Annotated in this window: 24 protein-coding genes and 2 pseudogenes; 7 read left to right on the forward strand and 19 right to left on the reverse strand. The window is 58.1% G+C overall.

Going from position 1 to position 26,809, the window contains the following annotated elements:
• Positions 1-54: 54 nt before the first annotated feature.
• The 14 genes from NFS22_RS07160 to NFS22_RS07220 form a co-directional block, all read right to left on the reverse strand.
• Positions 55-450 (reverse strand): CPBP family intramembrane glutamic endopeptidase, encoded by a 396-nt coding sequence (locus NFS22_RS07160; RefSeq protein ID WP_251317030.1) that lies wholly within the window; start codon positions 448-450, stop codon positions 55-57.
• A gap of 262 nt (positions 451-712) precedes the next feature.
• Positions 713-1,825, reverse strand: a complete 1,113-nt coding sequence (locus NFS22_RS07165; RefSeq protein ID WP_251317031.1) for a sensor histidine kinase — start codon at positions 1,823-1,825, stop codon at positions 713-715.
• On the reverse strand, positions 1,815-2,504 hold the full coding sequence (vanR, locus tag NFS22_RS07170) for a VanR-ABDEGLN family response regulator transcription factor (RefSeq protein WP_251317170.1): 690 nt from the start codon (positions 2,502-2,504) through the stop codon (positions 1,815-1,817). The genes NFS22_RS07165 and vanR overlap by 11 nt, the downstream gene beginning before the upstream one ends.
• A gap of 31 nt (positions 2,505-2,535) precedes the next feature.
• Positions 2,536-2,934 carry a DUF6608 family protein gene (locus tag NFS22_RS07175; RefSeq protein ID WP_251317032.1) on the reverse strand — a complete coding sequence of 133 codons (399 nt, stop codon included), beginning with the start codon at positions 2,932-2,934 and terminating at the stop codon, positions 2,536-2,538.
• Between the two features lie 108 nt (positions 2,935-3,042).
• Positions 3,043-3,171 carry a hypothetical protein gene (locus tag NFS22_RS23700; protein WP_277614751.1) on the reverse strand — a complete coding sequence of 43 codons (129 nt, stop codon included), beginning with the start codon at positions 3,169-3,171 and terminating at the stop codon, positions 3,043-3,045.
• Between the two features lie 283 nt (positions 3,172-3,454).
• The gene (locus tag NFS22_RS07180; protein WP_251317033.1) at positions 3,455-5,839 is read right to left on the reverse strand and encodes an ABC transporter permease; all 2,385 of its coding nucleotides are present in this window, start codon (positions 5,837-5,839) and stop codon (positions 3,455-3,457) included.
• Positions 5,840-5,853: 14 nt separating this feature from the next.
• The gene (locus NFS22_RS07185; protein ID WP_251317034.1) at positions 5,854-6,519 is read right to left on the reverse strand and encodes an ABC transporter ATP-binding protein; all 666 of its coding nucleotides are present in this window, start codon (positions 6,517-6,519) and stop codon (positions 5,854-5,856) included.
• A 110-nt stretch (positions 6,520-6,629) separates the two neighbouring features.
• Positions 6,630-7,655, reverse strand: coding sequence for a sensor histidine kinase (locus NFS22_RS07190; protein WP_251317035.1), 1,026 nt, complete (start codon positions 7,653-7,655; stop codon positions 6,630-6,632).
• Positions 7,652-8,341: a response regulator transcription factor gene (locus NFS22_RS07195; protein WP_251317036.1), complete on the reverse strand. Its 690-nt coding sequence runs from the start codon at positions 8,339-8,341 to the stop codon at positions 7,652-7,654. Before NFS22_RS07195 ends, NFS22_RS07190 begins: the two co-directional genes overlap by 4 nt.
• Positions 8,342-8,465: 124 nt before the next feature.
• Entirely contained in the window at positions 8,466-9,485 is a 1,020-nt protein-coding gene (locus NFS22_RS07200) for a hypothetical protein (RefSeq protein ID WP_251317037.1), read from the reverse strand.
• A complete protein-coding gene (locus NFS22_RS07205) occupies positions 9,466-10,173 on the reverse strand; it encodes an ATP-binding cassette domain-containing protein (RefSeq protein ID WP_251317038.1) in 708 nt (235 codons plus the stop codon). The genes NFS22_RS07200 and NFS22_RS07205 overlap by 20 nt, the downstream gene beginning before the upstream one ends.
• A 2-nt stretch (positions 10,174-10,175) precedes the next feature.
• On the reverse strand, positions 10,176-10,352 hold the full coding sequence (locus tag NFS22_RS07210; RefSeq protein WP_251317039.1) for a hypothetical protein: 177 nt from the start codon (positions 10,350-10,352) through the stop codon (positions 10,176-10,178).
• A 153-nt stretch (positions 10,353-10,505) separates the two neighbouring features.
• Positions 10,506-11,015, reverse strand: a complete 510-nt coding sequence (locus NFS22_RS07215) for a helix-turn-helix domain-containing protein (protein ID WP_251317040.1) — start codon at positions 11,013-11,015, stop codon at positions 10,506-10,508.
• Positions 11,016-11,099: 84 nt separating this feature from the next.
• Positions 11,100-11,906, reverse strand: coding sequence for an ATP-binding protein (locus NFS22_RS07220; protein WP_251317041.1), 807 nt, complete (start codon positions 11,904-11,906; stop codon positions 11,100-11,102).
• A gap of 204 nt (positions 11,907-12,110) precedes the next feature.
• Between NFS22_RS07220 and NFS22_RS07225 the strand changes: the two are divergent.
• The 5 genes and pseudogenes from NFS22_RS07225 to NFS22_RS07245 all read left to right on the forward strand — a co-directional run.
• A pseudogene (locus tag NFS22_RS07225) lies at positions 12,111-12,368 on the forward strand (tyrosine-type recombinase/integrase); the annotation flags it as partial.
• A 246-nt stretch (positions 12,369-12,614) separates the two neighbouring features.
• Positions 12,615-13,619, forward strand: coding sequence for a deoxyguanosinetriphosphate triphosphohydrolase (locus NFS22_RS07230; RefSeq protein ID WP_251317042.1), 1,005 nt, complete (start codon positions 12,615-12,617; stop codon positions 13,617-13,619).
• Positions 13,620-13,700: 81 nt separating this feature from the next.
• Complete coding sequence (gene dnaG, locus NFS22_RS07235; RefSeq protein WP_251317043.1) at positions 13,701-15,464, forward strand: DNA primase; 1,764 nt, start codon at positions 13,701-13,703, stop codon at positions 15,462-15,464.
• An 80-nt stretch (positions 15,465-15,544) separates the two neighbouring features.
• On the forward strand, positions 15,545-16,780 hold the full coding sequence (rpoD, locus tag NFS22_RS07240; RefSeq protein WP_420908852.1) for an RNA polymerase sigma factor RpoD: 1,236 nt from the start codon (positions 15,545-15,547) through the stop codon (positions 16,778-16,780).
• A gap of 57 nt (positions 16,781-16,837) precedes the next feature.
• Entirely contained in the window at positions 16,838-19,978 is a 3,141-nt protein-coding gene (locus NFS22_RS07245) for a tetratricopeptide repeat protein (protein ID WP_251317044.1), read from the forward strand.
• Between the two features lie 47 nt (positions 19,979-20,025).
• On the opposite strand, the gene rnc is transcribed toward NFS22_RS07245, so the two are convergent.
• The 4 genes from rnc to NFS22_RS07270 form a co-directional block, all read right to left on the reverse strand.
• On the reverse strand, positions 20,026-20,697 hold the full coding sequence (rnc, locus tag NFS22_RS07250) for a ribonuclease III (protein WP_251317045.1): 672 nt from the start codon (positions 20,695-20,697) through the stop codon (positions 20,026-20,028).
• Between the two features lie 84 nt (positions 20,698-20,781).
• A complete protein-coding gene (gene acpP, locus NFS22_RS07255; protein ID WP_251317046.1) occupies positions 20,782-21,015 on the reverse strand; it encodes an acyl carrier protein in 234 nt (77 codons plus the stop codon).
• Positions 21,016-21,080: 65 nt separating this feature from the next.
• Complete coding sequence (locus NFS22_RS07260) at positions 21,081-22,478, reverse strand: alanine/glycine:cation symporter family protein (RefSeq protein ID WP_251317047.1); 1,398 nt, start codon at positions 22,476-22,478, stop codon at positions 21,081-21,083.
• A 315-nt stretch (positions 22,479-22,793) separates the two neighbouring features.
• A complete protein-coding gene (locus tag NFS22_RS07270) occupies positions 22,794-23,288 on the reverse strand; it encodes a hypothetical protein (protein WP_251317048.1) in 495 nt (164 codons plus the stop codon).
• 295 nt (positions 23,289-23,583) lie between these two features.
• Here NFS22_RS07270 and NFS22_RS07275 point away from each other — a divergent pair, with 295 nt between their 5' ends.
• Complete coding sequence (locus tag NFS22_RS07275; protein ID WP_251317049.1) at positions 23,584-24,534, forward strand: ABC transporter substrate-binding protein; 951 nt, start codon at positions 23,584-23,586, stop codon at positions 24,532-24,534.
• A gap of 47 nt (positions 24,535-24,581) precedes the next feature.
• Here the strand turns inward: NFS22_RS07275 and NFS22_RS07280 are convergent, their stop codons facing one another.
• Positions 24,582-24,767 (reverse strand): hypothetical protein, encoded by a 186-nt coding sequence (locus NFS22_RS07280; RefSeq protein ID WP_251317050.1) that lies wholly within the window; start codon positions 24,765-24,767, stop codon positions 24,582-24,584.
• Positions 24,768-25,343: 576 nt separating this feature from the next.
• Here NFS22_RS07280 and NFS22_RS07285 point away from each other — a divergent pair.
• A pseudogene (locus tag NFS22_RS07285) lies at positions 25,344-26,732 on the forward strand (MATE family efflux transporter); the annotation flags it as partial.
• Positions 26,733-26,809 lie beyond the last annotated feature (77 nt).

Raw genomic sequence — 26,809 nt, forward strand, 5'->3', positions numbered from 1 at the left:
TCGCATACCTGCGTCTCTCATTTTTCTGTATCATACCCTCATTATAGCACCTTTTTATCTATTGGTACAGCTTCTGAGTATGTAGGTAACAAAAGCGTTCGGCAGGTTTACGAAGTACGACACGATCAGATTATTACCAGAAAGCCTGTAGGCAGCCGCGAATCCAAGTCCTACCGTAAAGAGCAGGAGCAAATCCTCCCAGGCGCGAAAACCGGGATAGCCCAGATGATATAGCGAGAACATCGTCCCGGAAATCAAAATTGCGGGCAAGCAGCCAAATTGCTGCTCGGCCCTGCTCTGCACAAAGCCCCGAAACAGGAACTCCTCAAAAAACGTGGTCATGATAAGCGGTACAATCCCTAACGGCAGCAGATGCCACGGTATCTGTTCCCCCACAGCCATTTTGGGGATCAGCTGTCCGCCAACGGAAAATATCGCAAATGCAAACAAAACGGCAAATTGCCGTGGGCCCAGCCTTTTTACGCGGCCGAAGCAAGTGATTCCTTTTCTCTCCGCAGACAGTATAGCGGAACCAAAAGACTGAATACCAGCCCGTACAGGAAATTATAAAAACAAAATAGAGAACCGGTGACGGATTGAGGTTCGCCAACGCGATGCAGAGGATCAGCAGTACCTCTGTGCCAATCAAATACACCGACAGTTTCTTGTTATTCATTATGTGTCTCTCCGTGATTTTTAGTGTTTGTGATTGCTATAAAACAGGAATCGTCACCGTAAAGACTGTCAGGCCATCCCTGCTCTCCGCAGTAATCATCCCTTTGTGGAGCGTGACGATCTGCTTGGCGATGGCGAGGCCCAGCCCGGCCCCGCTGGAGCTGCGCCCCGTGTCCAGCCGGTAAAACTGCTCGAAGATTCGCTCCAGCTTCTCCTGGGGAATGGTTCCACCGTGGTTGGAAAATCTCAGCTTTACGCAGTCCTCGCCGCTCTCGGCCTCAATGGTGATCTCGGTTCCGTCGTAGCTGTAATTCACCGCATTGCGCAAAAGGTTGTCAAAGACCCGCTGTATCTTGTCGGCGTCACAGTTCAGCAAAATATCCTCCCCAACCGCAAGGCGGCAGGTCAGGCCCTTCTGATTCAGAACCGGCTGAAACTCATACACAAGCTGCTCCAGCAGGCGGGTCAGGTTGATCTCACTGTATTGCAGGGTGATGGTGGACAGGCTGTACCGCGCGATTTCCAGAAACTCATTGATCAGATCCTCCAACCGCTCCGACTTGGCGAGGGCAATGGTGAGATACTTTTCCCGCAGTTCCTCGGAGAACTGCTTTTCATCCCGCAGCAGGTTCAGGTAGCTGATGGAGGAGGCCAGGGGCGTTTTCAGGTCGTGGGCCAGGTACATCACCAAATCGTTCTTTTTCTGTTCAGCCAAGAGCATGTCGCTTTTCTGCCGGTCAATGGTGTGCTTTGCCAGATTCATTTTGCGCTCAATGGGAAGCAGCTCCGGGGGCAGGGAAATTTCTCCCGCCACGTCTTGAAGCAGAGCATCCATTCCTCTGTTGATGTCCTCAAAATACCGGGTCAGCCAGCGGAGGTAAAAGTAGAACAGGACAGAGGCCACCAGCAGGAGGGACAGCAGAATGATGGCATCCATGTGGCTGCGGAAGGTGCGCTCATAGAACCGGAGGGCGGCATCGTAGTCCATGCCCAGGGTATTTTGAAACAGAGCCACCATTCCGTTGGCGAAGCGGCCCCGCAGCAGTACGGCGTAAATGAGGTAGACCACAGCGGCGGCCGCCGCCAGCACAGCTATGGTGCGGAGTAATATCTTCCTGCGGAACTGGCCGAAGTCATTCTTACTTTTCAATAGTGTACCCAACCCCCCATACCGTTTTAATGAACCTGGGGCTTCGGGCAGGCTCGTCCAGCTTTTCCCGCAGCCGCCCGATGTGGGCCATGACGGTGTTGTTGTTTTTTAGGAACTTCTCGCCCCACACCGCCTCAAACAGCTCCTCGGAGGGGACGACAACCCCCTGCCGCTCGCAGAGATACCAGAGGATGGAGAACTCCAGGGGAGTCAGCTGCACTTCTCTCCCAAACAGAAAGCACTTGTGGCTGTCCCGGTTGAGCGTCAGCCCCCGAATGTCGTATTCATGGGCCGGTTCGTCCTGGTTTGGAGCGGAGCCGTTGTAGAGCCTGTACCGCCGCAGCTGGGTCTTGACCCTGGCAACCACCTCCAAGGGATTGAAGGGCTTTGTGATGTAGTCGTCGGCCCCGATGGTCAGGCCCATGATCTTGTCCCCGTCCGACCCTCTGGCTGTGAGCATGATGATGGGGCAGTAGGACTTCTCCCGGATCTTCTTGCACAGCTGAAAGCCGTCCGCGTCGGGGAGCATCACGTCCAGGAGCGCCAGATCCAGGTCTGTGTGTGCAATGCAGTCCATGGCCTCCGCGCCGGTATAGCACTTGTGGACTGTGTAGCCGTCATTTGCGAGGTAAAGCTCCAGCACGTCGGCCAGCTCCTTTTCATCGTCAACTACCAGAATGTGGGTGAGGTTGTTTACAGCACTTGTCACTTTACTTCCGCTCCCTTTTTTTCTTGCAAATGCCAACAATGGTGTTGGCAACGCTCAGCACGATAAACAGCCCCGTAAAGTTGAGCCAAATATCCTGGTACGCCGTTTTCGCCAATGGTTCCCGCAAACTGGTAAACCAGACATAGGCGAAAGCCATCAGCTGGGACGGGATGTACGCGACCACATACCGCAAAATCAACGGCTTAATGGGCAGACTGGTACACAGCTCAAACGCCGCGACGCCGATCAGCAGGATGATGGCCCTATCCAGTTCGTGCCAGTTGCCGCTGGGGTCCTCGTAAATGCCATTACAGAGATACAACACGCTGTTCAGCAGCGTAATCACGGTATAGATGACGGAATACACCGACACCAGATTGATCCATTTTTGCTTACTCATTTTCCCTTTGCCTCCAGGATAAGATTTCACTGACATTATATCAAGATTGTTTTTCTTTTTCCTGCGTTTTCCCTATGGAATTTCTTAAATTTTTCCTACGGTCAATTTTCAGCCAAGCCAGCCGTTATAAAAAGCTGTCACCCCCAATGCGGCCCCTATGACCGTTGCAATGAGGATCACGATGACGCCTTTTTTGTGTTCCTTGAAATATGCCAACAGGGTTTTCAAATCTTCCATGCTCAAAATCTCCTAAAATAGTTTATCTAAGTGGAGGAAAGCGGCGGCATTGATTCCTCAAGACCGCCGCTTTTCCGGAAATCAGGAGAGCTGTCTGACTGTGGTGTGTTGACACCGGTATGTATCGTTATCCTTCTGCTTCACCTCCCGCTCCACCTGGGCCAACTGATGCTCCAGATCCTTGATTTTGGCCTCATCGGTCTCGGTATTCAGCTGCTGCTCCAGATCTTCTTTTTTCTTTTTAGTTTTTCAATTGACTGTAATCGTTCCATTTCAGGCGGGGTCAGTCCACCGCCTTGATCCGCTCCACCAGAGAGAGCCTTCTGGTATAGCGGACCGCGCAGGCGGAGAACACCCCCTGCACCACAAGCAGCGCGGCGGCGAACAGCAGAACCTGGAGCGCCGGGAAATGGTAGGTGAGGGTTCCAAACAGGCCGATCTGATCGAATACCTTGCAGACAACCAGACTGCACGCCGTCCCCAGGGTCAGGGTGACCAGCAGCGTGATGCCAACATAGTACAGGCACTCAAAGGACAGCATGCTGGACAGCTGCCGGCCGCTCATGCCAACGGACTGGAACACGCCGAACTCCTGCTGGCGGGTGAGAAGATTGGTAATCAAGGTGTTGGCGAGGTTGATAAGGGAAAACACAAAGATAAAGACCAGGATGCCGTAGTCCCGGGCCAACTCGTCCCGCAGGCCGCGCTCCAGCTCGGCGGCCAAATCGTCCAGGCCGGAAATTTCCACTCGCTGGTCAGGTATGGCGCTGAATACCGCCCGCCGCAGCTGTGGGCTGTCCTGCTCGGCGTGGATGTTTACATAGCCGGTAAAGTCCGAGATTTCCGGATAGAGGGCGGACAACTCCGCCTCGGGCAGGATAAAGAAATGGGTGGAGCTGCCAATTTGAACATCCTTGACAATGCCCATGACGGTATAGGTCTTGCTCTGTCCGTTGTAACAGGAAACCGTAATGGTATCCCCAAGCTGATAGCCAGTCCGATAGACCTCCTTCAGCGTACTGCCTGCCGGGCAGACCAGGATGCCATTCCCCTCCAGCAGCTGGCGGTAATCCGCCGTTCCCTCCAAAACGGCCTCCCCGGCGTACATCTCTGCCATTTTTTCCTCGGAAATGCCGCGCAGAAAAAACGGCTCATGCTCCCGATTGCCCGGAATGGCGCTGACAGCGGGAATTTCCACACAAGTCATGCTGTAAGCCGTAACGTAATCCACACCGGGAAGGGCAGACAGCTCCTTCCGCAGGGTCTGGTCCAGTGGATTCTCCCTCTGCATCTCCACAAATTCCCGGCCTGCGTAATTCTCGTATTGCAGAAGATACTGGCTCCGGTCCCCAAACTGGGACTGGGCCATTTCTTTGACGTCCACCGAGTTTGCGTAGGCGGAAACGCACAGAAGCAGAATCCCGGTCAGGCTCAGGGAGAGGGTGGTGACAAACGCCTTTTTCCGGTTCCGGGAGAAGTTCATCCAGGCCAGCCGGGGCATGGTCAGGCGGCGGTGGAGCTGCCTGGAAACACTGGGGCCCTGCTGCTGGGAATAGGCGGTGGCGCGGATGGCCTCAATGGCGGAGACCTTTCCCGCCATTGCCATGGGTTTCCTGGTGGCGATCAAAACGGTGCCATAGGTCAGGAGGGAGACTATCACCGCAGACCGGATATTGTCACCCCAGGACCAGTAGCCGGGAACGGCGATCAGCGCGATACCTGCGGCGCAGACCAGCCCCAGGGGAATGGCGATAGCGGTCAGGAAGCGGCGCTCCCGCTTGACCACCCGCTTGAGCTGCCTGGGTGTGGTCCCCAGTACCTTCAGTCGGCCATATTCCCGCATTTTGCCCATGACGGAGATATAGAAGATGTTGTAGATCACAATGGCGCACACCACGGCAATCAGGAGCGCTGCGGCATAGACCTCCATCCCGCTGCCCAAGTAGATGTCCACCATGTCAAAGTAGTTGGAGCTGTAGAAGGTCTGCTCCTCCGGGATGCCCATTTCCGCGAAGAACTGCTCAATGTCCGCCCGAAGCTGGGCCAGTTCCATCCCTTGGCTCCCGGCAAAGCGAAACCGGAGTTCATAGGGACTCTCCGGCTCCACTGCGGACTCCGAAATCCAAACCGTGAAGATACGGCTGATGTTCTCTGTTTCCAGAATACCTGTGACGGTATAGGTCTTCTCTCCATCGTCCAGGTCCAGAACGACAGTCTGACCGACTTCTTCCGGCAAACCGAAGCAGCGGAAAAAGGCGCGCTCCACACACAGCTCGTTTTCCGCCTGGGGATAGGTCCCGGTAATCCTGCCGTAGCCCATCAGGTCGATCATCTCCGGGCTGACATAGCTGATCTGCAAAATGCTGTCCTTATGGCGGGCGGTTCCCACCTCAATGGTACAGCCCCATTTTTCAAACCTTCCGGTATCCGCCAGCCGGGTGACCTCCTCCCGGGTCAGCCCGACGCACCCGGCCTGATACTGCCCCAGGATGCCGTCCAGGGTCTTCAGCTGCTGGGCGGAGTAGAGAAAGCAGAGACTTCCCATGAGGCAGACGGCCAGGGCAATCGTCAGGATGACAAATATGCTCCGCCGCTTGTCGGCTTTGATGCTGCGGCTTGCCAGCTTCTTCTCCACCGCGCTGGTGTCGTTTTCAAAAGGCCAAGTCATTGCTGCCACCCCCCTCAGCCCACGATTTTGCCATCCTCGATCCGCACGATGCGGTCGGCCAGCTGTGCGATCTCGTTGTTGTGGGTGATCATCACGATGGTCTGGTTGAACTGCGTGCTGGTGCGCTTGAGCAGGCCCAGCACATCGGCGCTGGTCTTGCTGTCCAGGTTGCCGGTAGGCTCATCCGCCAGGACGATGGCCGGTTTGGTAATCAGGGCCCGGGCAATCGCCACCCGCTGCTGCTGTCCGCCGGAGAGGTTGTTGGGCATATTTTGCAGCTTATCCTCCAGGGCCAGCATGTGGACGATTTCGTCCATGAACTTCTGGTCCACCGTGTCCCCGTCCAGCTCTACGGGCAAGACGATGTTCTCGTAGACGTTCAGAATGGGAACCAGGTTGTAGTTCTGGAAGATGAAGCCGATGTTCCGGCGGCGGAAGATGGTCAGTTCCTCGTCGTTCTTCTTTGCCAGCTCGTCCCCCCGGACGATGACGCTGCCGGAGGTGGGGGTGTCGAGACCGCCCATCATATTGAGAAGGGTGGACTTGCCGCTGCCGGAGGTCCCCACCACGGCCACGAACTCCCCCTGCTCCACAGAGAGGTTGACCCCATCCAGGGCGCGGGTGATGTTCGGCTCGCTGCCATATTGCTTTTTCAGGTCGATGGTTTGTAATACGTTCATTTTTGTCTGCTCCTTTCACGGCTCTTCGCCTGTTGCAGAGCGATTGTAAAATCCAAATGTCTCAGAAATGTCCGAATTGGAGCTTTGAATGTGAATTTTTTGTGAACAGTTTACCGCCGGGGCAGGAACACCGAAAACGTAGATCCGCGGCCGGGTTTCGAGGCCACCTGGATATAGCCGCCCTGCCGGGTGACAATCTCCCGGGCCAGATACAGCCCGATGCCCACCCCCGGCTGGTCGTGGACCTCCTCCTCACGGTAAAAACGCCGGAAGATGGCGGCCTGACGGCTCTCCGGGATGCCCTTGCCGGTGTCGGTCACGTCCAGTTTGACATACATCTCCCACTGCTCCACCGACACGCTGATCTTCCCGCCCGCCGGGGTGTACTTCACCGCGTTGTCCAGCAGATTGAACAGGGCCTCCGCCGTCCACTTGCTGTCGTGAGAAACCCGCAGGTCGTCAGGGCACTGTACCTCGACGGAGATGCCCTTTTGCTCCGCACTGTAGACGATGCCGCTCATGGCCTGAGCTAAAGTGTCCAGCAGCGCGCCGTCCTTCTTGTCCAGGGTGATTGCCCCGGTTTCCAGACGGGAGGCTTTCCCCATGGACTGCACCAGAAATTCCAGCTTGTCTGTCTGGCTGCGTATGCCCTGTAGAAAGTCCCGCCGCTCCTGCTCTGTGACCGGCTTTGCCAGCAGGGTGTCCGTCACCATTTTCAGATTTGCCACCGGCGTTTTCACCTGATGGGAAATATCCGACACCAGCGTTTGCAGCTCCTGCCGCTCTTCATCCACCTTGCGCCGGTTTTCCTGGAGGATACCGTACAGCCGGGAGAGGCGGTAGCTGATGCGCGCGAAGATGGTCTCACGGTCTTCGGCTCTGGCCGGCTCCTGGCCACCGGTAATCATGCTGTCCATGGTTTGGCACAGGTCGCTGGTGAACTGGGACAGCCGCTTGGCGAAACACAGTGTCAGCAGGAACAGCCAGAATAAAGCGCAGGCCGTCAGCAACGCACCGGCCAGCAGCACTCCCCCCTGGCCGGTGACGGCGGAGAGGAGGAAGGAGAGGGCCAGCATGGAGACCACCGCGCCGGTTTCCACCAGCAGGAACATGGTTTTGACGGGCATACGCCTCATTTCCGCTCGCCCCCTGTCCACTGGTAGCCGATGCCGTAGATTGTCTTGATATAGGTGTCGCCCTCCGCCTCAATCTTGCCCCGGATACGGCTGATGGAGGTGGTCAGGGTGTGCTCGTCCACAAATTTCTCGTCCACATCCCACAGCCGCTCCAGGAGCCGCTGCCGGGTCAGGACCTGGCGGGGATTTTTGCAGAACAGGTACAGCATCTTGTACTCCATGGAGGAGAGGCTGAGAGGCTTCCCGTTCAGGGTGGCGGCTTGTTCCGAGAAGTCCAGGAACAGCCTGCCGTCGTCGTAGAGATCCTTTGCCGGCTTGTGGTGCTCCAGCATGGCGAACATGGCGCGGATCTTCCGTTGCAAGGCCCCGATGGAAAAGGGCTTGGTGATGTAGTCCACCGCTCCAGCCTCATAGCCCCGGATTTGGTCGCTCTCCTGGTCGTTGGCGGTGAGGAAGATCACCACCGTATCCGGGTGCTCCGGCTTGACAAGTCTGCACAGGTCATAGCCGTTCCCGTCCGGCAGATTGATGTCCAGCAGCACCAGGTCGTATTCTGTTCCGGCCAGCAGATCGGCGGCGGTTTTGGCATTCAGGGCGGGGGTGACGTCCCAGCCATCGGAGACCAGGTTATAGGCTAAGGTTTTATTCAAAAGTGCGTCATCCTCCACAATCAGTATCCGTTTCATGGCCTGTCCTCCTTTTGGTGATAAGGGCAGTATAACAGACAAATGTCCGCGAAATGTTACAGCGGTCTGTCTTTTTGAAAAAATTCTGCCTGAGCGATCCCGTCCGCCCAGGCAGAAAATTGTTTCAGACCATACTCACCAGCCCGGCCAGCAGGAGCATAACAGCGGGCACAACGTATTTTCGCGGATGGTGCCAGAGGTCGCTCTCGATTTTCCATCCCCGGATGGGGCAGTACCACTCCAGCAGGACGGAGCCAGTGGCACTCAGCAGAGCGAAGGCCGCCGCCGTCAAAGCATGGAGCAGGCCGATCCCGCCGAGTTGGATTTGCCAGCTGCACAGGAAAACAATGTCCGCCGCCAGATTGCACCCGAAAATGAACAGGCAGTAGGGGACGCAGAACGCCTTCCCCTGCCCCGGCAGGAACCACACCGCCCGCTCCAGTGCCGGGTCGCAGGACAGCAAGATGCAGATGGGGGTGTTCAGGGAGAGGATGGCAAAGCCGATGGGCAGAACGAACCGGGCCTCCATCTGCCCCAGCAGCACCGGCAGGACACAGGCCACGCCCCACATGGCCGCCGTGTTGACCAGATAATTTTTGTGGGCCATCAGATAGCGGAACAGATAGCGCCGCACAGAGTAGCGGCGGTGGACTTTGACCGTCCGCCCGCGGCTGGCTGGCCGGACATAAAAGGCGTAGGCGTCCACGCGGCCCAGGCGCAGGGGATAGAGACAGGAGACAATCACAATGGCGGCTAGGGCACAGAGGACGCTCCCCATGATCTCTGTCCAGCTCCAGTGGCCGACTGCCCAGACCACCGCCAGCAGTCCGGCGGTTTGGGTGAGCAGGGTGTAGGCCCCCAGAGCGGCCACGTAGGAAAACACCAGGGTCCGACCCTCAAAGGGGAGCATGAATAGATTTTCCAGGTTGGCCCGGCTGCCGTCAGAGGAGAGGGCCTGCCACATGATCCCGCCGGAGAAAGCGCCGGACATCAGGTACAGGATGAAGGGGGCGATCTCTACTTGGAACCCGGCGATGTGCAGTCCCCAAAAGACCACCAGCTCCAGAAAGAGCGTCCGAATCAGCCGCTCATATCTGACGCCAAACAGCTTTTTGGCGGTGACGTCAAAGCTCATTTTCATCATGCAGGGCCTCCCGAATGTTGACGGCGTTGAGTTCACCGCCCTCAAAGCTCCGGCGGATCTGTCCGTCCTCCAGCACCAGTACCCGGTTCGAGGTCAGGGTGATGCTCTCCAGGATATGGGAGGAGAACAGAACTGTCCCGTGCTCTTTATACCCGGCGATCAGCCGGTACAGATACTCCGTGCTCTGGAAATCCAGCCCGTTTACCGGCTCGTCCAGCAAAAGCAGTGGCCGTTGCAGGGCAAAAGCCGTAATCAGAAACGCTTTTTTCTTGTTGCCGGTGGACAGGTCTTTCAGCAGGGTGTTGGTGTAGTCCTCGAAGTGAAAGCCCCGCACCAGCTCTGTCACGTCCGGCAATTTCATTTTGTACGCCGCCGCCACATAGGACAGGTACTCCCAGAAGGTGAAATACTGGAAGGAGTTGTCCTCGGCAAAGACGGTGTACCGGCACAGCTTGAAGCCCTTGTCCCGGAAAGTAACCGGCTGGCCGTTCAAACGGAGACTGTCACAGCGGAAGCCCTCATGGAGACCGGACAGGGTTTTTAAGAAGGTGGTCTTGCCCGCCCCGTTCAGGCCGATCAGCCCCACCACTTCATGGGGCCGCAGCTGGAGGGAGAAGCCGGACAGCACGTTCTTCCCCTCGCTGTACCAGGCGGTGAGGTTTTGCAGCTCCAGGATATTTTCGCCCATGGTCAGCTCCCCCTCTTGTCGTTCTTCGCCTTTTTCCAGGAGGCCCAGGCGGAATACCCAAAGGCCGCCCCCATCAGGACATAGAGCCCGGCCCACTCCAGATTGCCGGACAGGCCGCTGACGGCCGCCGCCGCCAGCCAGATCAGAGCCAGGATACCACGAATATAAACATGACGCATAACAGTTTCCTCCTTGAAGCAGTGCTTCCTTTGATGTATCTGCATCATAACAGAAAACCGGGCGCTGTGCGGGAATGTCCGCAAACGGTTGGTTTTTGACCGCGAAAAGGGGCGCTTACCCGCAGAGAGTAAGCGCCCAATGGACGAGAAGTTCTATTTTTTCTTCCGTGTCAAACAAATTCCGACAACTGCGGCCAGCAGGATCACCGGCGCTGACCGGACAAACAGCCACTCAAATACGTGAAAGGCCGCGCCGAAAACGGCGGTTTCAGGGTCGCTGTAATCCCAGCCCAAGTAGGGGCTGTTTAACACGGCCAGGGCAGCAGAGACGGTGATGAGAATCGCGCACAGTGAGAGCAGCAGCCAATGGAGTATTTTTCTTCGTCGCTCCTTCCTCTGCGCAAGCTGTAAATTGATGACCTCCAGCTTTTCAGAAATTGCCTTCAGGTCGTCAGCTTTGGGCTCAATGACCGTCTCTCCCAGCAGGGTGCTGACAGACGTTTCCAGCGCTTCTGAAAGCGAGATCAGCATATCAGAATCCGGGACCGATAAGCCCTGTTCCCATTTCGAGATCGTCTGCCGCACCACATTCAGCTTGATGGCAAGCTCCTCCTGGGAGAGGCCCTTTGATTTTCTGCGTGTCTTTATGTTTTCGCTCAACATCGGGGACAGCCTCCTTTCGGTTACTGCTGGTATTGTATAAGAAACTGCCCGTTGCCGCAAGCAACGCAAATTAACATGGGGGATTTACCGGTCCTCCATTCCTTGATAGGACAGCGTAGCCACCGCCCGGAAAACCTCCCCGGAGACACCGGCCTGCACCATGCCGTCGTACTTTTCTGCGGCGGTCTGGGCGCTTTTCAGGCCCCAGCCGTGGAGACCGCCCCCGGTCTTGATGGTTTTCAGTTCGCCATTTTCCTGGACGGGTACAGAGGAAAAACTGTTCTCCACCTTGATGACCAGCATCTGGTGGATACGGCGGATGGTGAGGGCCACCGTGCGGCCCGAAGGGTCCGACACCTGCCGGGCCGCCTCGATGGCGTTGTCCAGCAGATTCCCTAAAATCGCGCACAGATCCACGCTGCGGATGTTGGTACGGCGGGGGAACTCCACCTGGGCCTGGAACCGGATGCCATCGGCCTCCGCCGCAGCCGCCTTGCTGTTGATCAGGTAGTCCGCCGTCTCGTCCCCTGTCCAGAGGTTGGCGGTCAGGTTCCGCACCGGGGCCTGCAATTCATCCAGGTAGCGGACAGCCTCTCCGTACTTCTCATGGGCGAGGAACTGCCGCATATAGAGGGTATCGTCGGGAATCGCCAGAACGGTCTGCTCCGACAGTGTGATGACCCTGAGAAATCCCGCCAGCTTAAGCGCGGAGACGGCCCGGAACGCGGATTTGCGGTTGAGTTCCCAGCCTCTGGAGAGCCAGACCGCCAAAACGCCCAGCAGCCCATGGAGCAGCCAGAGAGCGGACTGTCCGGCCAGCGTTCTGGCGCTCAGAAAGTCCTGAGAGCGGAATGCTCCCTTTGGACTACGGCAGCTTTGCTGAGATGGCACCATTATTTTTTCCATGCTGCGTTCAGGAAAGGCCTCCCTCCTCCACCGGGAGAGCGGGCGGGGTGTGTGCCTGGACTTCCACGAGTTCCCCATGGTGGCTTTCTGGACCAATCCGGGGGCGCCTGATAAAGAAGTTTTCTTTGTTGGGTGGCACGGTCTGTCTGCCGATTCCTTTCTCTTGACAATTCAATAACAAACATTTACACTAATGTGAACTATGCTACCATGTTCCGGGGGCTTGCGAAGAAGTACAACAAGTGCCATGAGGAAGCCTTACCCAAAGTAATGACACCCCACACCCTGCGCCATACATTCTGCACCAACTTAGCCAATGCGGGCATGAACCCGAAAGCGTTACAGTATATCATGGGACATTCCAACATTACCATGACGCTGAACTATTACGCACACGCAACATTCGCTTCCGCAAGGGCTGAAATGGAAAGGCTGATCGCAGCATAGCCGCAGACAGATTTACTACTTCTTTTACTACCATTGAGAGGGAAAACCTAAGAGGTTATGAGGGTATATAAGAACTTCTCCCCATATCTAAAATGCCGGGAAAGCCCGAAAATACGGGCTATACCGACATATAAGAACTTCTAAAGAGATAATCTAAATTCACCATAAATTTTCATCTGAAAAAGGAGGAATCCAAGAAGTTTTTTCGTATAAGTAATCGGGACAAAAAAGAGGGAGGGGCTGCCCATGACGCTACGGGAACAGATGCAGAAGCGGGAGGAAGCCATGCTGTCCCCGCTGGCCTGCAAGTCATCTCAAAGCCGGGGCCGGGTGCGCCCGGAAAAGGAATGTGCCGTCCGTACTCCCTTTCAGCGGGATACCGACCGCATTGTCTACTCCAAGGCCTTCCGCCGGCTGAAACACAAGACCCAGGTCTTTCTCCAGCCCGAGGGGGACCATTACCGCACCCGGATGACCCACACCCTGGAGGTCAGCCGCATTGCCCGAACTATGGCCCGAGCCCTGTTTTTAAACGAGGACCTAACCGAGGCTATCGCCCTGGGCCACGACCTGGGGCACACACCCTTCGGTCACGCCGGGGAGCGGCTGCTGAATGAGGTTATGCCAGGGGGCTTTGCCCACTACAAGCAGTCTGTCCGGGTGGTGGAGCGGCTGGAGAAGGGGGGAGAGGGCCTCAATTTGACCTGGGAGGTGCGCAACGGCATTGTCTGCCACACCAAGGGTGCGCCTGCCGCCACCCTGGAGGGCCAGATTGTCCGCCTGGCCGACCATATCGCCTACATCAACCACGACATTGAAGATGCTCTGCGGGGCGGGGTGATTTACCCCATGGATATCCCTTTGGACATCTCCCGTATACTGGGGTTTACCCACAGTGAGCGCATTAACACCCTGGTGGCCGACGCTATCAGGGCCAGCCAGGGGCAGGATGAGATCAGGCAGTCGCCGGAAGTGGGGGAGGCCATGCTGGCTTTGAAGGACTTCATGTTTGCCAGCGTGTATACCAACCCCATGGCCAAGGGGGAGGAGGGCAAGGCCCAGGATATGCTCCGCCAACTTTTTGATTACTACCGGAAGCACCCAGACCAGCTGCCCGACGATTTCCAGTCCATCCGGGCGGAGGAGGGCGTTGACCGGGCGGTGTGCGATTACATCGCCGGCATGACCGACCCCTTCGCGGTGGAGACCTATAAGGAGATTTTTATTCCCAAAGGCTGGACTGTCCTGTAACCGTGCCCGCCGCTGTGGGAGAATAAAGCGTGTTTTGGGATAATTTGCCCATAAAACGGATACAAATAGGGGGGAAAACCTTTGCCCTTGCCGGAACGATTTTTGGATGAGCTGCTGGCCCGGACCGATATTGTGGATCTGGTGTCAGAATCGGTGCGGCTGACAAAAAAAGGAAGCAGCTACTGGGGCTGCTGCCCGTTTCACAGCGAAAAGACCCCCTCCTTTCACGTGGTGCCTGACCGGCAGATGTACAAGTGCTTCGGCTGCGGCAAGGGGGGCGGCGCCATCAACTATGTGATGGAGCTGGAGAATCTGCCCTTTAAAGACGCTGTCGCGGTGCTGGCCCAGCGGGTGGGGATGCAGGTGCCGGAGTTCGGCTCCTCCCCCGGAGCCCGGGAGCGCCGGGAAAAAATCCTGGAGATGAACAAGCAGGCCGCCCGGGTCTTCCACCGCTGGCTCAACGGCCCGGAGGGGGCGCAGGGACTTCAATACCTCCAGAGCCGGGGGCTGTCCAAACGGACCCTGACCAATTTCGGCCTGGGCTTTGCCCCCAACCGCTGGGACGGGCTTATCACTGAGCTGTCCTCCCAGGGCTATGACAAGCGTGACCTGCTGGACGCCGGCCTGGCTGTGAGCAGCAAGGACGGCCGCATCTATGACCGCTTCCGCAACCGGGTGATGTTCCCCATCATTGACGTGCGGGGCGGCGTAATCGGCTTTGGTGGCCGGGTGATGGACGACTCCACCCCCAAATACCTCAACTCCCCGGATACCCCGGTGTACAACAAGAGCCGCAATGTCTTTGCCCTGAATATCGCCAAGACTTCCAAAGCGGGACGGGTCATTTTGACGGAGGGGTATATGGACACCATCTCCCTCCACCAGGCGGGGTTTGACAGCGCGGTGGCCTCACTGGGCACCGCCCTGACGGAGGAGCACGGGCAGCTGCTCTCCCGGTACTTCAAAGAGGCGGTTATCGCCTACGACGGCGACGGGGCTGGGGTGAAAGCGGCCCAGCGGGCCATCCCCATTCTGGAGAAGGCGGGGCTGAAGGTAAAGGTGCTGCGGGTGCAGGGGGCTAAGGACCCGGACGAGCTCATCAAGTCCTATGGCCGGGAGGCCTTTGCCCGGCTGCTGGACCAGAGCGAGAACCAGGTGGACTACCGCCTGGCGCAGATTCAAAAAAAGTACGACCTGTCCGACGACGGCCAGCGGATCGCCTTCCTCCAGGAGGCGGCCCAGCTGGTTGCGGGACTGCGCAGCGCCGTGGAGCGGGAAATCTACGGGGGCCACGCCGCCCAGACGGCGGGGGTGACCCCGGACACCATGAAGCTGGAGGTGGACCGGGCCCTGAAAGGCCGCCTGCGCAAAGAGAAAAAGCAGCAGGAGCGCCGGGATCTGGCCCCGGCCAGCCAGCTCCAGCCCAGAGCCCGGGGACTGCGGTATGAGAACATCCGCTCCGCCCGGGCGGAGGAGGGGCTGCTCCGGCTGCTGATGCTGGACCCCGGCCTGCTGGGCCGGATGGGGGAGCTGACAGGGGGAGAATTCTCCTCCCCGCTGCTTGGCCGGGCCTTCGACCGGCTGGCCGCCCGGGCCCGTGAGGGACTGTCCACCCAGCTGGCCGCCCTGGCCGGAGAGTTTACCGGTGAGGAGATGGACCATCTGGCCCAGGTGGCCGCTCAGCCGGAGTCGGTGGCCAACAGCGGCCAGGCCATACGGGACTACATATCCCTGATCCGCGGCGAAGGTCTGCTGCGGGGGGGCGGGGAGCAGGGGGACGACCTCCTGCTGGCCGCACAGAAAAAATATCAACGGAAGAAAGCATATATGGAGGAGAAGAAATGAGCACCAAAAAGAAAGAAAACGACGTCCCTGAGATGATCCTGGAAAAGAAAGAGAAAAAGCCTTCTGATATCCAGATCAGGATGGAGACCGGCAAGGTGGAGATCATGAAGGTGGTGGAGGGCATCCCGGGGGCGGAGAAGCTGGCCGAGCTCATTGAGCGGGGCAAGAAAAAGGGCAAGCTCTCCTCCTCTGAACTGCTGGACGTGCTGGAGGACATGGAGCTGGGCACGGACCAGATGGATAAAATCTACGACACGCTGGAGAATCTGGGCATTGAGACGGTGGGAGAGGACTATATGCCCGACCTGGCCGACACGGTGGAGCCCCCCGCCGAGGAGATGGAGGAGATCCCTGAGGAGGAGATCGTAGACCCCAACTCCCTGGTGGACACCTTCGGTACCGACGACCCGGTGCGCATGTACCTGAAAGAGATCGGCAAGGTAAACCTGCTCACCTCAGAGGAGGAGGTGGAGCTGGCCCAGGCCATGACCGCCGGTACCGCCGCCTATGAGCAGCTGGAGGAACTGAAAGAGTCGGGGGAGGAGATCCCCGAGGAGCTGCGCCGGGAGCTGGAAAAGACCATCAAAAAGGGGGAGCGGGCCCGCCAGCGGCTGGCCGAGGCCAACCTGCGCCTGGTGGTGTCCATTGCCAAGCGGTATGTGGGCCGGGGCATGCAGTTTCTGGACCTGATTCAGGAGGGCAACCTGGGCCTGATTAAGGCGGTGGAGAAGTTTGACTATGTCAAGGGCTTTAAATTCTCCACCTATGCCACCTGGTGGATTCGCCAGGCCATCACCCGGGCCATTGCCGACCAGGCTCGCACCATCCGCATCCCGGTTCATATGGTGGAGACCATCAACAAGGTGATCCGGGTGTCCCGCCAGCTGCTCCAGGAGCTGGGCCACGACCCCACTCCGGAGGAAATCGCCGAGGAGATGAACATGCCAGCCGACCGGGTACGGGAAATTTTGAAGATTGCCCAGGAGCCCGTCTCCCTGGAGACCCCAATCGGTGAGGAGGAGGACAGCCACCTGGGTGACTTCATCCCGGATGAGGACGCCTCCGAGCCCGCCGAGGCGGCCTCCTTCACCCTGCTCAAGGAGCAGCTGGTGGAGGTGCTGTCCACCCTGACCCCCCGGGAGGAGAAGGTGCTCAAGCTCCGCTTCGGCATTGAGGACGGCCGCACCCGCACTCTGGAGGAGGTGGGCAAGGAGTTCAACGTAACCAGGGAGCGCATCCGCCAGATTGAGGCAAAGGCCCTGCGCAAGCTGAGACATCCCTCCCGCAGCAAAAAGCTGAAGGACTTTTTAAATTGAGCGTCCCCAAATGTGCCAGCTTTCTGACACTGAAAATAGAGAAAGGGAGTGTTTAAGATGGCAGAGGAAAAGAGCATGAACCCGGAATCCTTTGACCAGGATTCGGTGATGATCTACATCGATCCTAAGGTCATGAGCAGTCTGAACGATATGGCCGAGAAGAAGCAGGAGGACCTGAAGGCCCTGCGCGAGGCCGCCGAGGACGGTGATCTGGACGCCCAGTACCGTCTGGGCCGCAGCTACTACTACGGGGACGACGGAGCCCCAAAGGACGAGGAGAAGGCCTTTTACTGGTTCCAAAAGGCCGCCGAGGGAGACAGCATTGCCGCCCAGTACTATCTGGGGGTGTGCTGTGTCCGGGGCATCGGTACTGAGGTGGATATGGTCCGGGGGGCAGAGCTGTTCACCGCGGCGGCGGAGGAGGGCTACGCCCCCGCCATCACCGAGCTGGGGCTGTGCTACGAGCTGGGCCACGGCGTGGAGATGGACAAGGGAAGGGCCGCCGAGCTGTACCAGGAGGCCGCCGACCAGGACTATGCCCCTGCCCAGTGCAACCTGGGATACTTCTACTACCAGGGCATCTACTTTGAGGAGAACAATGAGGCGGCGGCGGAGCTGTTTGCCAAGTCGGCCCAGCAGGGCTATCCCCGGGCCCAGGTGCTGATGGGGGAGTGCTTTGAAAACGGTTTTGGCGTGGAGAAGGACGTGGAAAAGGCCCTGGAGCTCTACCGGGCCGCCTACGACCAGCACTACCCAGACGGGGCCTGCACCCTGGGGCTGTGCTACGAGTCGGGCGTAGGCGTGGAGGAGGACAAGGCCAGAGCGGTAGAGCTGTACCGCCAGGCCGCCGACCAGGGTTTTCCCCCGGCCATGTGCAACCTGGGCTTTTGTTACTACATAGGCATTGGCGTGGAGGAGAACGCCGAAGAGGCGGTAAAGTGGTTTGAAAAGGCCGCCGAACGGGAGTACCCCCGGGCCATGTTTTTGCTGGGCGAGTGCTATGACCGGGGCTGGGGCGTGGAACAGAACTACGACCGGGCCGTCAAGCTGTATCAGAGCGCGGCGGACAAGGAATATACCTCCGCCTATTGTTCCCTGGGGCTGTGCTACGAGCTGGGCCAGGGAGTGGAGAAGGACCTGAACAGGGCGGTGGAGCTGTACCGCCAGGCCGCCGACCGGGGAATGCCCCGGGCCCAGTGCAATTTGGGCTTTTGCTACTACACCGGAATCGGCGTGGAGGAGAACGAGACGGAGGCCGTCAAATGGTTTGAGAAGGCCGCAGAGCAGGACTACCCCCGGGCCATGCAGCTGCTGGCCGAGTGCTATGAAAACGGCTACGGTGTGGAGAAGGACATCAACAAAGCGGTGGAACTGTACACTAAGTCGGCGGATGTGGGCTATCCGCCCGCTCTGTGTGCGCTGGGGCTGTGCTATGAGCTGGGTACCGGCGTGGAGGAGAACAAGATCAGAGCTGTTGAGCTGTACCGCCAGGCCGCCGAGAAGGGTGACGCCCGTGCCCAATGCAACCTGGGCTACTGCTACTACGTAGGTATCGGGGTGGAAGAGAACAACGAGGAAGCCGTCAAGTGGTTTGCCAAGTCCGCCGAGGACGGCTATCCCAGAGGGATTCAGCTGCTGGGCGAGTGCTACGACCGGGGCTACGGTGTGGAGCCGGATATAGAAAAAGCCGTTCAGCTCTACCAGCAGGCCAGCGATAAGGGCAACGTGCCCGCCATGTGCTCTCTGGGATTGTGCTATGAGCTGGGCCGGGGGGTAGAGGAGGACAAGGACAAGGCCAGAGAGCTCTACCTCAGGGCCGCCGAGCGGGGCTATCCCCGTGCCCAGTGCAACCTGGGTTACTTCTACTACCAGGGGATCGGCGTGGAGGAGGACAACGATGAGGCTGTCAAGTGGTTCACCAAGGCCGCCGAGGACGGTTATCCCCGGGCCCAGCAGCTGCTGGGCGAGTGCTATGAAAACGGCTATGGCGTGGAGAAGGACGAGGCCAGAGCTGCGCAGCTGTACGCTATGGCCCACCGGGCGGGCTTTGTCCCGGCCACCTGCGCGCTGGGGCTGTGCTATGAGTACGGCGACGGGGTAGAGAAAGATATGTCCAAGGCGATTGCGCTGTACCGCCAGGCCGCCGAGCAGGGCTATCCCCGTGCTCAGTGCAATCTGGGCTTCTGCTACTACCGGGGAATCGGTGTGGAAGAGGACGACAACGAGGCTGTCAAGTGGTTTATCCAGGCCGCCGGGCAGGACTACCCCCGGGCCATGAGCCTGCTGGCGGAATGCTACGAAAACGGCTACGGCGTGGAAAAGGATATCCACAAGGCTGTGGAGTGGTATCAGAAGGCGGCGGAGATGGGTTATCCTCCCGCCCAGTGCTCCCTGGGGCTGTGCTACGAGCTGGGCGACGGGGTGGAGATGGATAAGGCCCGCGCTGTGGAGCTGTACCATCAGGCCGCCCGCCAGGGCCACGCCCGCTCCCAGTGCAACCTGGGCTTCTGCTACTACCAGGGGATCGGTGTGGAGGAGGACAACGACCAGGCCTTCCAGTGGTTTGAGAAATCCGCTGCCCAGGGCTACCCCCGGGCCATGCAGCTGCTGGGTGAGTGCTATGAGAACGGCTACGGCGTTCAAGAAGACATTATGAAGGCGGTGGAGCTGTACCGCCAGGCCCATGAGAAGGGCAGCGCCGCGGCCACCTGTTCTCTGGGGCTGTGCTACGAGCTGGGCCAGGGCGTGGAGGAGGACAAGGCCCACGCCGTGGAGCTATACCGCCAGGCGGCGGAGCGGGGCCTGCCCCGAGCTCAGTGCAATCTTGGCTACTGCTACTACACCGGAATCGGCGTGGCGGAGGACGATCTGGAGGCTGTAAAGTGGTTCCAGAAGGCCGCCGGACGGGGCCAGGCCAGGGCGCTGTTCCTGTTGGGGGAGTGCTACGAAGAGGGCCACGGCGTCCAGGTGGATATGGAAACGGCCCGGGAGTATTATCAAAAGGCTGCTGACAAGGGCTATCAGAGCGCCCAGGATGCGCTGAAGCGGCTGAACGGGGAGGTTGTTCCCACCTCGGCCTACTCCTATGTTGCGCCCTCTCCGGCGGCTCAGCCCAAGCCCCCCGCCCCTGCCCCTCAGCCTCCAAAGGCCAAGGAGAAGCCCAAGAGGGGCGGACTGTTCGGATTTTTTAAGAAATAACGCAAATAGAAGGAGGCTCCCCGGCTGGGGAGCCTCCTGGCTGTTTACTACTTGGATAGAGTTTCAATGGCGGCGGCGGCGGCCATCTGCTCGGCCTCCTTTTTGCTGCGCCCTGACCCGGAGCCGACGGGCTTGCCGTTGAGATCCACTTCCACAAAGAAACGCTTGTTGTGGTCGGGGCCCTCCTCGCCCACCAGACGGTACTGGAGGACCTGTCCGCTCTCCCGCTGGATCAGCTCCTGAAGGGCGGTCTTGTGGTCCAGGGGCTTGGTGAGGCCGGCGATCTCCCGGGGAAGGATATATTTTTGGACAAACTTCCGGGCTGAGCCGATGCCGCCGTCCAGATAGATGGCGGCCAGCACGGCTTCCACCGCGTCGGCCTGGATGGAGGGCCGTTCCCGGCCGCCGCCGGAGCTCTCTCCCTTGCCAAGGCGCAGATACTCCCCCAGGCCCAGTTCCCGGGCCACCTCCACAAGGCTGTCCTCGCACACCAGGGCGGCCCGGGTGCGGGTGAGATCGCCCTCGGGTAGATCGGGGTGGTTGCGGTACAGGTGGTCGGCCACCACCATGCCCAGAATGGAGTCGCCCAAGAACTCCAGCCGCTCATTGCTGAGCAGCTTGCCCCGGCTCTCGTTGGCCCGGGAGCTGTGGGTCAGGGCATTTTCCAGCAGAGTGGAATCCTGAAAGGCGTAGCCCAGCTTTTCTTCCAAAGTACTCATTTAAAACTCCTTGGAACCCGCCGCGTCCGCACACAGGCCGGGTTCTTAAATGGTGGAACTCCGCCGAAGGCGGAGTTCCGTCGTTCAGTCGATTTTATTCTGCAAAAAACGAACCAGATCGCCCACAGTGGAGATGGAGGAAGCCTCTTCCTCACCCAGTTCCTCAATGCCAAACTCCTCTTCCAGGGCCATGGACAGATCCACAATGTCCACAGAGTCGGCGTTCAGGTCGTCGGTAAAAGAGGTATCCATAGTGATGCTGTCGGTGTCAACATTGAATTGCTCGGCAATCAAGGCAGCCAGCTTTTCAAAGATCATAATGTGTCGCTCCTTTATATATGTGCCTCAGCACTGTTTCTGTCCTTATGATAGGCATATTTGGTTCAACTGTCAATAGTTTTTTCCATTTTCTGCACCTTAAAATTTTTGCCGCCCTGTGTTTGAAGCTGTCGCTTCCACCCGGAAAGGAGGGAAAGTGCCTGGGGCGCAAGGAAAAGCAGGGCAATCAGGTTGGGCAGGGCCATCAGCGCGTTGCACAGGTCCACCAGCTGCCAGATGACCTGCGGATTCCAGACCGCCCCCGCCAGTGTACAAAGAAGGAAGACGGCCCGATAGACGGCCAGCAGCTTTTGGCCCGACAGAAACTCCAGGCACTGCTGGCCGTAGAAGCTCCACCCCAGGATGGAGGAGAAGGCGAACAGCAGCAGCGACAGAGCCACCGCGCCCTGTCCAAACGGGCCCAGTACAGAGCCGAACGCGGCGGCGGTGAGGGGAGCGCCCGTCAGTGCGTCAGGGGAGGCGGGTGTCCACACACCGCTGACCAAAATGGCCAGAGCGGTGACGGTACACACCAGCAGGGTGGACAAAAAGACCTCAAAAATGCCCCACATCCCCTGGCGGGCGGGGTGATCCACACGGGCGGCGCCATGGGCCATGGCGGAGGTGCCCAGTCCCGCCTCGTTGGTGAATACCCCCCGGGCCACCCCGCAGCGCAGGGCGGCGGATAAAGTCCAGCCTGCCCCGCCTGCCGCCGCCGCGGAGGGAGAGAGGGCGCAGGAGCAAATGAGCCCCAGTGCCTCGGGGACCCGCTCCCAGTGGTACAACAGTACGGCGCATCCACTGCCCAGATACAGCATGGCCATAGTGGGCACCAAAGCGGAGGCCGCCGCCGCGATCCGCCCCAAGCCGCCCGCCATTATCAGTCCCGCCAGCAGGGCGGTGACAACCCCTGCCAGGAGCCGGGGCAGGCCGAAGGCTGCCTCCAGACTGGAGGCGATGGAGGAGGACTGGATCAGATTTCCCCCCGCCAAAGTGGCCGGGATGCAGGCCAGACAGAAGCAGGCGGACAGAAAGGGGGAGCCCAGGCCGTCCCGCAGATAGTACATGGGGCCGCCCCGGAGCTGGCCGTCCGGGCCGGGGCGCTGGTATTTGACAGCCAGCAGTTTTTCGCCGCAACCGGTCATCATACCCAGCAGGGCGGATACCCACATCCAGAACACCGCCCCCGGTCCGCCCAGGGTGAGGGCGGCGGCCACCCCGGCAATGGAGCCGGTGCCCATAGTGGAGGCCAGAGCGGTGGCCAGGGCCTGGAGCGGAGACAGCCCGCCAGTCTTCTGCCCCCGCCGCTGAAACAGCGACCCCACCGTAGCCCGCCACCAGGTGCGGCACTCAAAAATTTGAAAAAATCCGGAACCTGCGGAGTACACCAGCCCTGTCAGCAAAAACAGCCCCAACAGCCAGGGGTTCCAAAGAGCGTCCGCAAGCCGCGCTAAATAATCCACCGCATATCACCTCAAAACAAAATGGGCCGCCCCGCCAAAGGCGGGGCGGCCCTGACAGACTGATATGCGGCGACGATGAAAAAAATGCTGATACCGCTGAAGAAAAGGGCTGTGATGCGGGGAAAATACATATTAGCGTGGACAGTTTAGAGCTGTCCCACGCAATTATGGTGACGACTGCCAATGTAACAGATCGAACCGGCGCAATGGATATTGTTGATTATTATAATGCAACCGATCATCTGTCTGTACTCAAAAAGGTTATGGCCGCCCCTGCAGTTCTGGTACCGGCAATTTTGAAGCTCGTCATAAATATCACCGCTTCTGCAACCGCTCCAGCAGCTTCCGCAAGGGCACAAACAGCACCAGGGCCAAAGCAAAATTTCCGGCGCAATGGAGCAGATCATAGGGAATCCCGCTGAGCCACCAGTTCAGGGCAAACAGCGCTCCGCCGAAAAAAAGATAGACGGGGGCGCACAGTGCACCGAAGAGCAGGCCGAACGCACCAGACAGCACGGCCCATCCCAAGGGTGAGCGTATATCCCGCAAACTCCAGGCCGCTCCGGCAAGAATCAGCCAGATATACAGATAGTTGACCGACCATATATTGATTCCATACAACACAAATTCCAGAAGTACATAGGTATAAATCGGATAAACTGCCTTTTTTCCAAAGGAAACAGCAAACAGCATAATCATCAAAGACACCGGTTCAATATTGGGCAGTCCCATCATTGCCACCTTGGCGCCAAAGGTCATACTGCCCAGTATTCCAAACAAGACCAGTTCCCGTGTGTGAAGCTTCATCATGTGCAACCTTCGTATTATATTTATTTTTCTAAACAATACCATACTGACGGACGGTCTGCAAGATGTTTCTGTGTTTGGGCGCGGAAATCAATTTTGGCACTGTGGGGCGGGCCGAGTCGTCCCGCCCTACAAATGCGGCGTGATTTTCTGAAAATTGAGTTCCGCGGCGCCTGGGCGTATCCTGCCGCATATGTATCAAAGATAAAATCCACACTTCATTTATGGAGCGGGATTTGTTATAATATGTCATTGAGCGTACAGCGAAAGACACGGCAGGATATAAGGAGGTAAAACCATGAATTGGAAACGGATTTTTGCGTCCGTGTGTATCTTCGGAGTGCTGATGCAGCCGGGCTGTGCCGGGGCGCCGGAGCCGCAGTCTGACCCTTCGGAGCCGGAGGAGCAGGCGGTCACCTTTACAGACGACTTGGGCCGCTCGGTCACTGTACAGCAGCCAGAGCGGGTCGCCGCCCTGATTGGCAGCTTTGCTGACATCTGGTGCCTGGCCGGAGGACAGGATACCCTGGTGGCCGCGGCGGGGGACACCTGGACCTCATTTGACTTGGGACTGAGCGAGGATGTTTCCAATCTGGGCGGAGTGAAAGAGCCCAACCTGGAGCTGCTGCTGGCGGCCCAGCCTGATCTGGTGCTGGCCAGCTGCAACACCGCCGCCGACGTAGAGCTGTTGGAGATTTTTGAACAATCCAACATTCCCGTGGCCTACTTTGACATCCAGTCCTTTGACGATTATCTGCAAATGCTGGAGATCTGCACCCGGCTGACCGGCTGCCCGGAGAACTACCAGCTCTATGGCCTGCAAGTACAGCAGCAGGTGGAGCAGGCCATTGCCCGGCAAAAGGGGGAGCCGCCCGCAATTTTGTGCATGCGGGCCACCGGTTCCAGCTGTAAGGTGAAGGGCAGCACAGACTTTCTGCTGGGCGAGATGCTGGCTGACCTTGGGTGTGTCAATGTGGCCGACGGAAGCTCCCTGCTGGAGGACCTGAGTTTGGAAGCCATCATTGCCGCCGATCCGGACTATATTTTTGCAGTGCTCCAGGGGGCTGACCCCACCAGGGCTCAGGATATGCTGGAGAGCAGTCTGCTGGACAACCCCGCATGGAGCTCACTGCGCGCGGTGCGGGAGGGGCGCTTTTATACTCTGGACCATGCGCTCTACAACCTGAAACCCAACGCCAGATGGGGAGAGGCCTACCAAAACCTGGCGCAGATTCTCTATCCGGAATAGGTGGCGCAGACGTCAAAATAACGGACGTGATATCAACCGCAGTTCGATTACGTCACCTGTTCCCCGCGTATTTGGGGCAGCGTACGAAACACATAGCTGGCACCCTCCATTTCTCCCCACTGGGTGGAGATTTCATAAATATAGTCCCCATCCCCCAAGGGCTCCAAAAGGATTGTGTCCCCCTCCATGTCCGCTGCCACTTTCTCAAAATCTGAAACATTTATTTTCTTCATGTGATTACTGCCTCCTAAATTTTGTTTTCATGTATATAGACGCAAAGCACCCCTTTAATGTTCCTTACTTGTAGGCTTTATTCGATCTTTAAAGAGATTTTTTACGGAAATCAATGTTCAGAACATCCAGTCGAATTTGTAGGGCAGGACGACTCGGCCCGCCGCCGGTTGACAGCTTTTGCGGACAGCGCGCCGGGGTCGTCGCGCCCTACAGCGTCAAAATTGATTTCCATAGCTTTTTTCAAAAGGGACTTGACTTTTTGCTTTTTTATCTGATATACTCGTTTTTGCAACGTGTAGCGTCACCGCGTAATTCCGGTTGATTGCTGCATGTTGTTTTCATTTGCCCTATAGCAATCATCAGATTTGCTGCCATATGTAGGGGCGGCCTTTGGCCGCCCGCCTGTTACAGGTAGGCCCATTTGTTTCTGCGGGCGGCCGCAGGCCGCCCCTACAGCTTCGGTGTCAGCAATTTTGAAGTTTGCTATAAATACAATTAAACAGAAAGCGCGCGGCCATGAGGCATAAGTCCAGCTCATGCGGCCGTGTGCTTTCTCACGTTCAGGAGGTAGTACCATGGATCAAAAAACAAACACCTTTCTCGAAACTCAGCCCATTGGCAGGCTGATGGCCAAATACGCCGTCCCCTGTGTCATCTCCCTGCTGGTGGCGGCGCTGTACAACATTGTGGACCAAATTTTCATCGCCAACGCAGATTATCTGGGCTCCTATGGCAACGCCGCCAACACCGTGGTATTTCCATTGACGGTGGTAGCGCTGTCTATTGCAGTGATGATCGGCGACGGCTGCTGTGCCTTTGTCAGCATCAGCCTGGGGGCCGGTCGCCGGGCGGAGGCCCACAGAAGCATAGGCAGCGCTGTGCTGCTGTGTATCTCCGCCAGTCTGGTGCTCACCGGGCTTTATCTGGTCCTTCAAGAGCCCATTCTTACCCTGTTTGGCGGACGGGTAAACGAAAAGACCTTCCTCCACGCCCAAGAATACTTCTTCTGGATCACCGCAGGCGTTACCTTCTATATGTTCGGTCAGGCCATGAACCCTATCATCCGTTCTGACGGAAGCCCCAGATTTGCCATGGCGGCCACTTTGGCGGGGGCCTTTGTGAACATTGTATTGGACCCCATTTTCATCTTTGTCTTTCGGTGGGGCATGATGGGCGCGGCGGTGGCTACGGTGCTGGGACAGGTGCTCACCGCCGTGCTGTCTGTGTGGTACCTGTGCCACATGAAGGCAGTCCAGCTGGAGCGGGGCAGCTTCCGTTTCCACCCCGCTCTGATGAGGGAATACCTGCCTTTGGGCATTTGCAGCTTTCTGTCCCAGATATCCCTGGTCATGGCTATGGCCGCGATTCAAAATATGACGCTGAAATACGGTGCGCTGGATTCCATCTTTGGTCAGGAGTAGTTTGCCCAGATTCCCATGGCGGTTTTGGGAATTGTGATGAAATTCTTCCAGATTGTCATCTCGATCGCCGTGGGCCTGGCGGCGGGATGCATCCCCATTGTGGGCTATAACATCGGTGCCGGACGAAAGGACCGGGCCAAATCGCTGTTTACCCGTCTGCTGGCCCTGGAGGCCGCTGTGGGCGGTGTGGCCCTGCTTATCGTGGAGCTGTTTCCCTCCCGGCTCATTCAAATATTTGGCGCGGCCAATGAAAGTGCCTATTACACCCAGTATGGCGTCAAATGCTTCCGGATCTATCTGTGCATGATGGTGTTGGCCACCGTGAACAAGGGGACCTTCATCTATCTGCAATCCCTGGGAAAAGCCCTGTCCTCCACCGCTTTGTCTCTGGTGCGTGAGGTGGTGTTTGGAGTAGGCTTTGCCCTGCTGCTACCCCGCTGGTTTGGGCTGGACGGCGTACTGTACTCCATGCCTGTATCCGACATGCTCACCTTTTTGATTGGCGCGGCTGTAATCGTTCAGACCTACCGTACCTTAAATGAGGCCCCCGCATCCAGGGCAGACCAACGAATGGCGTCTTTGCTCTCACGGTTGATGCAGCACAGGCCGGACAGGGTATA

Source organism: Flintibacter muris (assembly GCF_943192995.1).
GTDB lineage: Bacteria > Bacillota > Clostridia > Oscillospirales > Oscillospiraceae > Lawsonibacter > Lawsonibacter muris.

Bases quoted from the DNA above. Each gene is read 5' to 3' on its own strand.
- NFS22_RS07175 (WP_251317032.1), bottom strand. From the start codon at position 2,934: ATGAGTAAGCAAAAATGGATCAATCTGGTGTCGGTGTATTCCGTCATC.
- NFS22_RS23700 (WP_277614751.1), bottom strand. From the start codon at position 3,171: ATGGAAGATTTGAAAACCCTGTTGGCATATTTCAAGGAACACAAAAAA.
- NFS22_RS07180 (WP_251317033.1), bottom strand. From the start codon at position 5,839: ATGACTTGGCCTTTTGAAAACGACACCAGCGCGGTGGAGAAGAAGCTG.
- NFS22_RS07185 (WP_251317034.1), bottom strand. From the start codon at position 6,519: ATGAACGTATTACAAACCATCGACCTGAAAAAGCAATATGGCAGCGAG.
- NFS22_RS07190 (WP_251317035.1), bottom strand. From the start codon at position 7,655: ATGAGGCGTATGCCCGTCAAAACCATGTTCCTGCTGGTGGAAACCGGC.
- NFS22_RS07195 (WP_251317036.1), bottom strand. From the start codon at position 8,341: ATGAAACGGATACTGATTGTGGAGGATGACGCACTTTTGAATAAAACC.
- NFS22_RS07200 (WP_251317037.1), bottom strand. From the start codon at position 9,485: ATGATGAAAATGAGCTTTGACGTCACCGCCAAAAAGCTGTTTGGCGTC.
- NFS22_RS07205 (WP_251317038.1), bottom strand. From the start codon at position 10,173: ATGGGCGAAAATATCCTGGAGCTGCAAAACCTCACCGCCTGGTACAGC.
- NFS22_RS07210 (WP_251317039.1), bottom strand. From the start codon at position 10,352: ATGCGTCATGTTTATATTCGTGGTATCCTGGCTCTGATCTGGCTGGCG.
- NFS22_RS07215 (WP_251317040.1), bottom strand. From the start codon at position 11,015: ATGTTGAGCGAAAACATAAAGACACGCAGAAAATCAAAGGGCCTCTCC.
- NFS22_RS07230 (WP_251317042.1), top strand. From the start codon at position 12,615: ATGACGCTACGGGAACAGATGCAGAAGCGGGAGGAAGCCATGCTGTCC.
- rpoD (WP_420908852.1), top strand. From the start codon at position 15,545: ATGGAGACCGGCAAGGTGGAGATCATGAAGGTGGTGGAGGGCATCCCG.
- NFS22_RS07245 (WP_251317044.1), top strand. From the start codon at position 16,838: ATGGCAGAGGAAAAGAGCATGAACCCGGAATCCTTTGACCAGGATTCG.
- rnc (WP_251317045.1), bottom strand. From the start codon at position 20,697: ATGAGTACTTTGGAAGAAAAGCTGGGCTACGCCTTTCAGGATTCCACT.
- acpP (WP_251317046.1), bottom strand. From the start codon at position 21,015: ATGATCTTTGAAAAGCTGGCTGCCTTGATTGCCGAGCAATTCAATGTT.
- NFS22_RS07270 (WP_251317048.1), bottom strand. From the start codon at position 23,288: ATGATGAAGCTTCACACACGGGAACTGGTCTTGTTTGGAATACTGGGC.
- NFS22_RS07275 (WP_251317049.1), top strand. From the start codon at position 23,584: ATGAATTGGAAACGGATTTTTGCGTCCGTGTGTATCTTCGGAGTGCTG.
- NFS22_RS07280 (WP_251317050.1), bottom strand. From the start codon at position 24,767: ATGAAGAAAATAAATGTTTCAGATTTTGAGAAAGTGGCAGCGGACATG.